This is a genomic window from Nocardia sp. NPDC057440, assembly GCF_042802915.1.
In the GTDB taxonomy this organism is placed as follows: Bacteria; Actinomycetota; Actinomycetes; order Mycobacteriales; family Mycobacteriaceae; genus Nocardia.
In genome coordinates, this window is the sequence record NZ_JBHVDF010000011.1 from 189,297 (window position 1) to 201,535 (window position 12,239).

Sequence of the window (12,239 nt, forward strand, 5' to 3'; positions counted from 1 at the left end):
CGCCCTCGGGCGGGGGGGGTGCGCCCTCGCGCGGTCGCCCCCGGCCCCGACATCTTGTCAGCCTGGCGCTCGGCGGCGCGGGGCGCCGCCCCCCCACCCCCGACCATCGTCGCGGCGTTCGCCGCTTATCTCGCGCGGATGACCGGAAGCGATGAAGTAATGCTGAGCCTGCCGGTTTCGGGTCGGCACTCCGCCGTGCTGCGCCGTTCCGGGGGGATGGTGGCAAATGTGGTCCCGCTGCGGGTCCAGGTCGCCGGCCGCAGCGTCGGTGAACTGATCGCCGCTGTGCAAAGCGAGTTGACGAGTGCTCTTCGGCGGCAGCGCTACCGCCAGGAGGACATATTCCACGATATGGGGATTGCGCGCGACGAGGCGGCATCCTTCGGGCCGGCCGTGAACCTCATGATGATCGAGAACGAGGTTGTGCTCGGCGAGACGACAGGCCGCCTGAACGTCCTCACCTCAGGCCCTACCGCCGACCTTTTCGTCAATATCTACCCGGGCGCGGGCAGAGACAGTACACACATCGACTTCCAGGGAAATCCGAATGCCTACAGCCCTGACGAGCTCGCCGATCACCACCGGCGGTTCCGCATGTTTCTGCACGAATTCCTCGCCGGGGGAGCGGGATGTCCGGTCAGCAGACTGCCGTTGCTCGAAGTACAGGAACGGTCTGCGCTGCTGCGGGTGCGGGGGCCCAGCGGGGTTGAAACGCGGCTGCTTCCGGAGATTCTGACCGAGAGCGCGCGCCGGAATCGTAGTGCGTGCGCGATCACCTCGGCCGGGCAGACGATGACGTACGGCGAGCTGGACACCAGATCCTCCCAGCTGGCCCGGCAGCTGATAGCTCTGGGTTGTGGGCCGGACACGGCGGTGGCGATCATGCTGCGACGCTCGGTCGAATCGGTCCTGGCGACATGGGCGGTCGCGAAATGCGGGGCCGCGTTTGTCCAGTTGGCACCCGAGTACCCGTCGAAGCGGATAGAACATATGGTCGCCGACAGCGGCGCAGCCGTGGCGATCACGGTCGACGCCCTGCGCGGGCGGCTCCCGCTGGCGATGCGCCATGTGGTTCTCGACGACCCCGCCACCCTGGGGGAATGCGACCCCGCGACCGGGCCGATTTCCGACGATGACCGTATCCGCCCACTGCGGCCGTCCAACATCGCCTATATCACCTATACCTCGGGATCCACCGGAGCGTCGAAAGGCGTCCAGGTCACGCACACCGGCCTCGCGAATCTGGTTGCCGACCGCGCCGCCACATACGGCATCGACACGACATCCCGGGTGTCCTATGCCCTCTCACCCAGTTTCGACGCTTCCCTTGAACAGTTTCTGACCTGCTTCGCGAACGGATCCACGCTGGTGATCGTGCCGCCCGAGATCACCGGCGGTGAGCCGCTCACGCAACTGCTTGCCGACGAGCACGTGACCCACCTGACGCTGACGCCCACGATGCTGGCAACCGTGGACCCGCATCCAGCGACCGACTTGCGAGTGCTGGTGGTCGGCGGCGACGTATGTCCACCGCACGTCATCGATCGGTGGACACCGTCGTTGTCCGTGTACAACGAATACGGTCCCACCGAAACCACCGTGACCGCCGTCGGCGCCATGCTCAGACCCGGCCACGCCCACACGGTCGGCGGCCCCATCCGTGGCGTCGCGGCGATGGTGCTGGACCGAACGCTCCAACCGGTGCCCAAGGGCACCGCGGGCGAGTTGTATCTCGCCGGGCCGGGATTGGCCCGTGGATACAGCCATCTGTTCGTCGAAACCGCCGCCCGGTTCGTCGCCGATCCGTACGGGGGTGCCGGCGAGCGGATGTACCGCACCGGCGACATCGCGCGCTGGACCGGTGACAACGCCGAGATGACGCTGGAATTGATGGGGCGCAGCGACTTCCAGGTCAAGATCCGCGGATACCGGATCGAACCTGGTGAAATCGACGCCGCGCTCACCACACACGAGGACGTGTATCTCTCCGTCACAGTGCCTGTGCAGAACAACGCAGGCACGACCGTGCTGGCGTCCTACGTCGTCCCGGTCAGCGGCCGTCGGATCGATCCGCTCGAACTCCAGCGCTTCGCCCGCGATTCGCTGCCGCCGCATATGGTCCCGGCGGTGATCCTCTCGTTGGACAGCCTTCCGGTGAACGCCTTCGGCAAACTGGATCGCAGCGCTTTGCCGAAGCCCGAGTTCGGGACCGCGCCGGTCGGTCGGGCGCCGGCCACTGCCCGGGAAAAGGTGGTCGCAAGGCTGTTCACCGAGGTGCTCGGCGTGCCTCTGGTCGGGGCGGACGACAGCTTCTTCGCCCTGGGCGGCGATAGCATTCTGTCGATCCGGCTGGTGGCGCGGGCCAAGGCCGAGGGCCTGAGTTTCTCCACCCAGGATGTGTTCGTGCACAAGACCGTCGCGGGCCTGGCGGCCACGGCGACGGAAGCCCGCGATATCCCCGCGTTGGCCGAGCTGCCCGGTGGCGGCACCGGGCCGATGCCGTTGTCGCCGATCGTGCACGCCATGCTCGATCGGGGTCACTACGACCGATTTGCGCAGGCCGCGCTCGTGCAGCTTCCCGAGCGGGTCGATCGCGCGGGTCTCGTGCGCGTATTGGGATCCCTGCTGGACCGCCACGACATGCTGCGCGCGGTACTGCGCGGCGGCGATTCGGTTGATCGGTACGTCGAGGTACTCGATCGGGAAGCGGTCGACCCGAACGCCGCACTCGTCATCGTTCGGCTCGATCGACGTGACGCCGCCGAAGTCGACCGGCACCTGCACAAAGCCGCGGATCGATTGGACCCCGGCAACGGTGTGCTCATGCAGGCCGTCTGGATTCAGGATCGCAACGGCTCGGGACCCGACCTGATGTGGCTGGTGGTCCACCATCTCGCCGTCGACGCGGTGTCGTGGCGCATCATCCTCGCCGATCTCGCGCAGACCTGGTCGCAGGTTTCCGACGGCGGCGAACCGCATGCCGGCCCGGTCACTACCTCGTTCCGGCGGTGGGTACACGGCCTGGTCGAGCAGACGCCGGGCAGGCGCTCCGCGGAGCTCGACCTGTGGAAGGAGGTACTCGAGCCAGGCGATCAGCTACTCGGATTGCGCCGTCTGATCCCGGATAGTGATGTCGGGGCCACCGCGGGCCGAGTACATCAGCGCATCCCGGCAGCGGTTGCCGAGGCGGTTCTCACCACCATTCCGGACCGCTTCCACTGCGGTGCCAACGATCCGCTGCTGGCGGCCCTGGTACTGGCACTCGGTGAGTGGCGGCGCAGGCGCGGTAAGACGGCGGCCGCGGGAGAGTTGATCTCGCTGGAGGGACACGGCCGCGAGGAGCGGGCCGTACCCGGCGCCGATCTCAGCGCCACCGTGGGCTGGTTCACCACGCGCTTCCCGGTCCGGATCGAATGCGGGAATATCGACCTCGACGATGCGCTGGCCGGCGGCGTGGGCGCGGGACTTGCGATAAAGCAGGTGAAGGAGCAGCTGCGGGCGGTGCCCGGTAACGGCATCGGCTATCAGATGCTGCGTCATCTCGATTCCCAGGGGAGCGCCGAGCTCGCGGATCTGCCCGAACCTCAGATCAGTTTCAACTACCTCGGGCGGGTGGGTGCCGGTGAACGCTCGGGCCCCTGGGCGCCCACCACCGAATTCCCCGCACTGACCGCGACGAGCGATCCGGGGATGGCGTTGTCCGCCGTGCTCGATATCAATGCGATCGCCGAGGAAGGTCGCGACGGGCTCGAACTCAACGTGACCTGGGAGTTCGCTTCGCAGGTGCTGGCAGGTGGGGAGGTCGACGAGCTCGTAGGGCTGTGGGCTCGTGCCCTGGCGGCGCTCGCCGATCACGTCCGATCCGAATCCGTATGCGGCTTCACTCCATCGGACTTCCCCCTCACCGCGGTATCGCAGGACGATGTCGACCACTGGCTGCGGGAATACCCGTCGATGACCGATGTGTGGCCACTCACCGCGTTGCAGTCCGGGCTGCTGTTCCACACGGTCTACGACCGGGACGGCGTCGATGGCTACATCGTGCAGGCGGCGCTGACATTTGCCGGGCAGGTGGATGGGGAGCGGATGCGGCGGGCCGCGCAGGTGCTCATCGACCGGCACGACAGCCTGCGGACCGCGTTCGTCGAGAGTGGCGATGGGCCACGTCAGATCGTATTGCGCGGCACCAGCGTCGATTGGGCCGAGTCGAATATCACCGATATCAGCGATGTCGGCCGGCAGGCAGAAGCGCTTCGGCGACTCGCGACGGCGGCTGCGGCTCCGTTCGACCCGGCCCGCCCGCCGCTGGTGCGTTTCCACCTCGTGCGCACCGGTGTCGATATGTTCCAGTTGCTGGTCACCAACCACCACCTCGTGCTGGACGGCTGGTCGATGCCTCTGCTGATCCACGAGTTGCTCTCGTTGTACACATCCGATTGCGATACCGCCGAGCTCGCGCCCCCGCGTTCGTACCGAGAGTATCTGCAGTGGCTACAGGCTCAGGATCGCGACGCCGCCATCGCCGCGTGGCAGGAGATGCTCGCTGGAATCGACAGTCCGACGCGGGTCACGAGCGGACCGGATCGGACCGTCACCGCGCACGCCGGTGAAGTCGGCCTGAACCTGGACGCCGCGACCACCGCTGCGATTCTCGATCTGGGCCGTTCGCACGGCGTCACTGCCAATACCGCCCTGCAGGTGGCGTGGGCATTGCTGGTGGCTGTCCTGGCCGGACGGTCGGATGTGGTGTTCGGCAATACGATCTCCCACCGCCCACCGCAGATTCCGGATGTCGAACGCATGGTCGGACTCCTGGTCAACACGCTGCCCGTCCGAGTCCGGCTCGAACCCGACGAAACCGTCGGCGACTTGCTCGTTCGCGTGCAATCCGAGCAGGCCGCAATGCTCGATCACCAGCACATCGGCTTGGCGGAGCTGCAACGGGCCACCGGTATCACCGATATGTTCGACACCGCCACGGTGCTCGAGTCGTATCCGCTCGACCGGGAACTGTTGGCGCGCAATCTCTCCGACGCCGGATGGCGGTTCGTCGAGATCGACGCACACGATGCCACGCCGTATCCGCTGAGTTTGCAAGTCACCCCCCCGCGGTCCAGGCGCGACGGACGACCGGACGCCGCCGAGCCCGCCACCTACGCGGTGACGCTGAAATTCGCCACCGACCGGTTCGATTCGGACGATGCCCGCACGCTGCTCGAACGATTCGAACTGCTTCTCACGCAGATCGTCATCGATCCCGCACGGAAGGTCGCCGCGATCTCCCCCTGCTGGGATTCCGAACGCGCGGAACTGCTTTCGGTCGGCAGCCAAGAGCCGGGCCCGGAGCTCGTGCTGCGCGACATCCTGTGGGGGACGGCACGGAAGTATCCGGATGCCGTGGCTGTCCGGTGCGGTGACACCACGTGGACCTATCGCGAGCTGGAGCATCGCGCCGACGGGTTCGCTCGCCTGCTGGCCGGGCACGGTGCTCGCGCTGAGTCGATCGTCGCATTGGCCGTTCCTCGTTCGGCCGAACTGGTCGTTGCGATCTGGGCGGTGGCGAAAACAGGTGCCGCGTTCCTGCCATTGGATCCCGGCAATCCCGCCGCGCGCATCGGGGAGTTGTTGTCCGACTCGCGGATCAGTCTGGGCGTGACGACCAGCGCTGTTGCACCGCAGCTTCCGGATACTGTCGAGTGGTTGATTCTGGACGCTGAGGCTCCGGACGCTCATGAGGGTCTACCGCGTCCGTCCGGTGGTCCGGCCGGGGCCGACCGGTTGTCGGCCGACAATGCGGCATACGTGATCTATACCTCCGGTTCGACCGGCACACCGAAGGCGGTCCACCTCAGCCATCGAGGCCTTGCCGAACTTGTCGCGGCGCAAGTCGACGCCTTCGGCGCGGGTACGGATTCGGTGGTGTTGCAGGTCGCGTCACCGGGATTCGACGCCTGCTTGTCGGAGTTGCTGATGGCGCACGCCAGTGGCGCCTGCCTCGTGGTGGCGCCACCGGAGGTGTACGCCGGAACCGACCTCGAGGAATTGGTTCGGTCGCACCAGGTTTCGCACGCGATCATCACCCCGTCCGTGCTGAAAACCATGGATCCGTCCCGGACGCCGTCGTTGACATCGCTCGCGGTCATCGGCGAAGCGACCGGGTCGGACACCGTGAACCGGTGGGGTCCTGGGCGACGGCTGATGAACCATTACGGACCGACCGAGTGCACGATCTGGGCGACGGGGTCGGATGCCCTCGTACCTGGCGAGCTGGTGACGATCGGTGGCCCGATCCGGGGCGCGTCCGCGATAGTTCTCGACACGTGGCTGCGACCGGTGCCGGTCGGTATCGCGGGCGAACTCTATATCGCTGGGCCCGGACTTGCCCGCGGGTACGTCGATCGACCGGACGTGACCGCGTCGCGCTTCGTTGCGGATCCGCGATCCACCCGCGGTGCGCGCATCTACCGCACCGGTGACTCCGTGCGCTGGGTGCGCGGACGCGCCGGATTGGCACTGGAATACCTGGGCCGCTGCGATCAGCAGGTCAAGATTCACGGCCTGCGGATCGAGCCGGGGGAAATCGATGCCCACGTGGCCCGGCACCCGGATGTGGCGAGCGTCGCCACCGTTGCGGTGAAAGGGCCTGCCGGCGAACCGGTTCTGGTGTCCTATGTCGTCCCCGCGCCGGGCGCTGCCGTGGATGTGGCGGCACTCGGCGACGATCTCTCGGGCAGGCTACCCCGTTATATGAATCCCGCGGCGATCGTGCAGCTCGAGGAGATGCCGCGCACGCCTACGGGAAAGATCGATCGGAAAGCATTGCAGCAGCGGGCCTTCCATTCCGACGCCGCAGGCGGCAGACCGCCGTCGACGCAGATGGAGCAGGTCGTGGCGAAACTCTTCGCCGATGTGCTCCATCTCGACACTGTCTCCGCCGATAGCAACTTCTTCGCGCTCGGCGGGGACAGTATCGTCTCGATGCGGCTGGTGGCGCTGGCGAGATCCGCCGGGCTCACGCTCACGCCGCGAGATGTATTCGAAGGCAAGACGGTTGCCGCCCTCGCCGCGATCGCGGACGGCGATGCGGCTCCGGTGACAATCGAGGAACCCCCTGGACTCCCGACGGCGGATCGCGCCTCGGATTCTCCGCTCGTCGCGCTCACCCAACCCGACATCGATCGGCTCGATCGGCAGTACCACGGCCTGTCCGACGTATGGCCGTTGTCGCCCATGCAATCCGGTGTGCACTTCCACTCGACCTTCGACCCGGATGCCGGAGACAACTACACCGTCCAGACGATGATCGGACTTTCCGGCGCGGTCGACGGTGAGCGCCTGCGATGTGCCGCTCAGGCCGTGGTCGACCGGCACGATATCCTGCGGGCCGCCTTTGTGGAGACGGCGGCAGGGCCGTGCCAGATCGTGCTGGACCATGCCGAGATCGGGTTCCGGGAGATCGATCTCGCCGGTGGTGGCGATGCGGAATCTCCGGCCGACCCGGGATCGATTGCCGCAGCGGACGCGGCGGCGGGATTCGACCTGTCGGCTCCTCCGCTCCTGCGCTTCACACTGATCCGCCTCGATGCGGGGTCCTTCCGGCTGCTCGTCACGAATCATCATGTGATCCTGGATGGCTGGTCGATGCCGCTGCTGATGCGAGAACTACTCGACTACTACGGATCTCCCGAACATATCGAGTCCGCCGGACCTGCTCCCTCCTACCGCGACTATCTGTCCTGGCTGCGTCGGCAGGACAGCGCCGTGTCCAAAGAAGCATGGGCGCAAGCCTTTTCGGACGTCGAGGCGCCCACCCGGGTGTCCCGCGACGCGGGCGCGGCGAGTTCGGTATCCGCCGCCGAGGTCGGGGCCCAGCTGACGGCAGATCGTCTCGGAGAACTTCGTCGAGTGGCGGCCGAGGCGGCCGTGACCATCAATACGGCGGTCGCCGCGGCCTGGGCCCTGAATCTGCGCGTGCTGACCGGTGAGACGGATGTGATCTTCGGCTCCTCGGTGTCGGGCAGGCCCCCAGAGTTGCCGCTGGTCGATCAGACGCTCGGCATGTTCCTGAATACGATTCCCGTGCGCGTCCCGCTCGAACCCACCATGACGGTACGCGAGTTGCTGACCGGCATTCAGGCGTGGCACGCCCGCATGCTGGATCATCACCATATCGGCCTACCCGAGATTCACCGCAGCGTCGGCCTGCCCGAACTCTTCGACACCGCCATCACCTTCCAGTCGTTCCCCGTCGACCGGACGGCACTACAGCAACTTGTCGCTTCGGCGGGCCTGCAGGTGGACGAACTCAGCGGTGTGGACGCGACGCCGTACCCGCTGAGCCTGGTCGTGGAACCGAAACAGTCCGAGCACGGTGAGGCAGAGGGACTGCGGATCACCCTCCGATTCCACGACGGCGAATTCGACACCGCGTCGGCGCGCCGCATTCTCGACCGCTTCGTCGCGTTGCTGTGCCGGATCGCCGCAAACGCCGACGTGCGACTGGGCGAGCTGCCGCTCGACGAGGAACCGGGGCCGTCGTGGCCGGTTTCGGGTGCGCAGCCGGAGATCCCGGACACGCTGGACCGGATACTCGCCGCTTCCGCTGCCGCCGAACCCGACGCGATCGCCGTGCAGTGCGGGACGACCGCCATAACCTACCGGCACCTCGACGAGCGATCCGCATATCTGGCCCGGGTCCTGCTGCGGTACGGCGCCCAGCGGGGAGCGGTCGTCGCCTCCGCGCTTCCGCGATCCCTGGCGGCGACGGTCACTCTGTGGGCCGTGGCGAAGACCGGCGCCGCATTCCTGCCGATCGATCCGACCCTGCCATCGGAGCGGATCGAATTTCTGCTGTCGGACTCGAAAACCGTGCTCGGGCTGACCGACACGTCCGTCAGGAAGTATCTTCCCGGCGGCGGCGTCGACTGGCTGATACTCGACCAGGACCAGCTGCTCGGCGCCGTGGACTCGGTTCCTGCCATGCCGATCACCGATGACGAACGCGGCGGACCGATTCGGCGGGGTCAGACCGCGTACGTGAGCTACACCTCCGGGTCGACCGGTGCGCCCAAGGGCGTACTCGTCAGCCATCGCGGCCTGGCCGATCTCGTCGCGGCGCAGCGGCGAATACTCGGCGTCGACCCGACCTCGGTGGTACTGCAGGTCGCCTCGCCCAGCTTCGACGCCTCGGTCTTCGAGTTGTTGATGGCGCACGGCTCGGGCGGCCGGCTGGTCGTATCGCCGGCCGATGTCTACGCCGGCCCCGAGCTGGCGGATCTGATCGGGCGCGAACGTATTTCGCATGCGGTAGTGACTCCCTCGGTGCTGGCGACCGTCTCGTGCGACGGTCTCGACGGGCTGCGTGTGCTGGCAACAGCCGGTGAGCCGGTCGGGCCGGAACTGGTCGATCGATGGGCGCCGCATCGCACCATGGTCAATCTCTATGGGCCGAGCGAAAGCACTATCTGGGCTACCGCAGGCGAGGCACTGGCGCCCGGTGCCGCGATCACGATCGGCAGGCCGGTCGGTCCCGTCGCGGCCGTGGTCCTGGATACCTGGTTGCGCCCCGTGCCACACGGTGTCGCGGGCGAGCTGTACCTGTTCGGCGCCGGCCTGGCCGATGGCTACGTCGCCAGGATGGAGTTGACCGCGGCACGGTTCGTCGCCTGCCCGTTCGCGGAGCCGGGCCAGCGCATGTACCGCACCGGTGACGTGGTGCGCCGCAGCGTCGATGGCGAGATGGAGTTCTTGGGGCGCAATGATTTTCAGGTAAAGGTGCACGGCACCAGAGTCGAGCTGGGGGAGATCGACGCGGTGCTGGGTGCGCGTGCGGATGTGGCATATGCGGTCACCGTGCCGCGCCGCGATGGCGGGCGAGGGCTGCTGGTGTCCTATGTCGTGCCTGCGACAGGGACGGAGGTATCGGGCGAGGAGTTGCGTGCGGCACTGGCTGAGGCGTTACCCCGGTACATGGTGCCGTCCGCGGTCATGGTGCTGGATGAGGTGCCGCTGACCGTCAACGGGAAGCTGGATCGCGAGCGGTTGCCCGAGCCCGTCGCCGTCGCGCGAGAATTCCGGGCGCCATCGCCAGGGTTGGAAGAGTTGGTCGCGCGGACATTCGAGCAGGTGCTCGACGTGGACCGGGTGGGAGTCGACGACGACTTCTTCGCGCTGGGCGGCGATTCGCTGAGCGCCTCGATGGTGGTGGCGCGCATCGGAGCGGCGCTGGCCGTGCGAGTGCCGGTGCGGTCGGTATTCGAGGCGCCGACCGTCGGCGAATTGGCCGCGCTCGCAGCGGCGGTCAGCGGTGGGGGCCGGTTGCCCCTGCTGCCCGGAGCGCACCCCGGCCCCGTGCCGTTGTCGCTGGCACAGCAGCGGATGTGGTTCCTGAACCGGTTCGAGCCGGACTCCGCGGCCTACAACATTCCGGTGATGCTGCGGTTGTCGGGACGGCTGGACACCGAAGCGCTGGCGGCCGCGCTCACAGATGTGGTCGCACGTCACGAAGTACTGCGGACGATATATCCGGAAGCCTCCGGCGAGCCGCGGCAGGTCGTTCTCGACGAGCCCGCGGTGCCGGTGGGGCCGGTGCGAGTGCCCGCGGATTCGGTCCAGGATGTGGTGGGCGACTTCGTGCGGCGTGGATTCGATGTCACAGTCCGAGTGCCGATGCGAGTGGGATTGTTCGAGCTGGACGCCGAGCGCGACAGTGGCACAGGGGAATTCCTGCTGGTGGTGGTGGTCCATCACATCGCAGGCGATGGTCAGTCGATGGGGCTACTGGCCCGTGACGTGATGGCGGCGTATGCCGCGCGACTGGCCGGGCAGGCGCCGGAATGGGAGCCGCTCGCTGTGCAGTACGCGGATTTCGCGTGGTGGCAACGGCAGATGCTGGGTGCCGCGGACGATCCGGAGTCGTTGATGTCCGCGCAGCTGGAGTTCTGGCGCTCGACGCTCTCGGGTGCACCGGACCGGCTGGAACTACCGGCGGACCGCCCACGTCCGGCCGTCGCATCGCTGTCGGGAGGCCGGGTACCGGTGGAGATCGGTGCGAGGCTGCACGAACGGCTGCTCACGCTGGCACGGTCGCGGGGGTCGTCGCTGTTCATGGTGATGCATGCGTCGCTGGCAACGGTATTGGGGCGGCTCAGTGGCAGCGATGACGTAGTGATCGGCACCCCGGTCGCGGGGCGGGGTGAGCCTGGTCTGGACGATCTGGTGGGGATGTTCGTGAACACGCTGGCATTGCGGACCCGGGTGGATACGAGCGAGCCGTTCACCGAGTTGCTGATGCGCACCCGGGAGACGGACCTGCTGGCGTTCGAGCACGCAGACGTGCCGTTCGAGCGGGTCGTGGAGGAGTTGAACCCGGAGCGGTCGGCGGCGCGGCATCCGTTGTTCCAGGTGGCCCTGGCGTTCCAGAACGTGTCCACGGTCGATGTGGTGCTGCCCGAGGTCCGGGTTGCGCGGGCGGATGTGGATACCGGCGCGAGTCAGTTCGACCTGCAACTGGTGCTGTCCGATTCATCAGGCAATGCGATTGTCGCGCAAGGCATCTCGGGAATGATGACCTATGCTCGGGATCTATTCGACGAGGCGACCGCGGCGGGAATTGTCCGACGGCTGGTGCGGGTACTGGAAGCCGTCGTCGACGATCCGGCCGTAGTAATCGGGGATATCGACTGGCTGGAAGCCGACGAGCGCTCGGCGCTCACGTCGCGGGTTGGGGCACCCACCGTGGAGGCGCTGGAGCCGTCCGGATTGTTGCCGGAGGTGTTCGCCTCGGCCGTCCGGGACAACGGCGACGGTATCGCCGTTGTTTCGGGGGATGCCACGTTGTCGTATGCACAGCTGGACGAACGATCGAGCCGGCTTGCGAGGTTGCTGATCCGCCGTGGCGCCGGACCGGAGCATCCGGTACTGGTGGCGGTAGCACGGTCGACGGAGTCCGTCGTCGCGTGGTGGGCGGTGGTGCAGTCGGGTGCGGCATACGTGCCGGTGGACCCCAGCTATCCCGAAGGCCGGATCGAGCAGATGGTGTCGGATTCTGGTGCGAGGCTAGGGGTTACGGTGTCGTCGGCGCGTGCCCAGGTGCCCGATTCGGTGGACTGGATCGTGCTCGACGACCCGGCCGTGGCCGCGCCGAACGACCCCGGCGGCCCCCGCCCCCACGGCGCTTATGACTCGCCGCGGCCCCGGCGCGGCGCCCCCCAGGCCCACCGCGGGGTAAACAACCCCTC

Annotated in this window: 1 protein-coding gene; it reads left to right on the forward strand. The window is 67.4% G+C overall.

Annotated features, from left to right (window positions below):
* Positions 1 to 138: 138 nt before the first annotated feature.
* Positions 139 to 12,239, forward strand: a 12,101-nt coding sequence (locus ACFU4Z_RS23315) for an amino acid adenylation domain-containing protein (RefSeq protein ID WP_379066370.1), incomplete at its 3' end; no start/stop codon positions are given.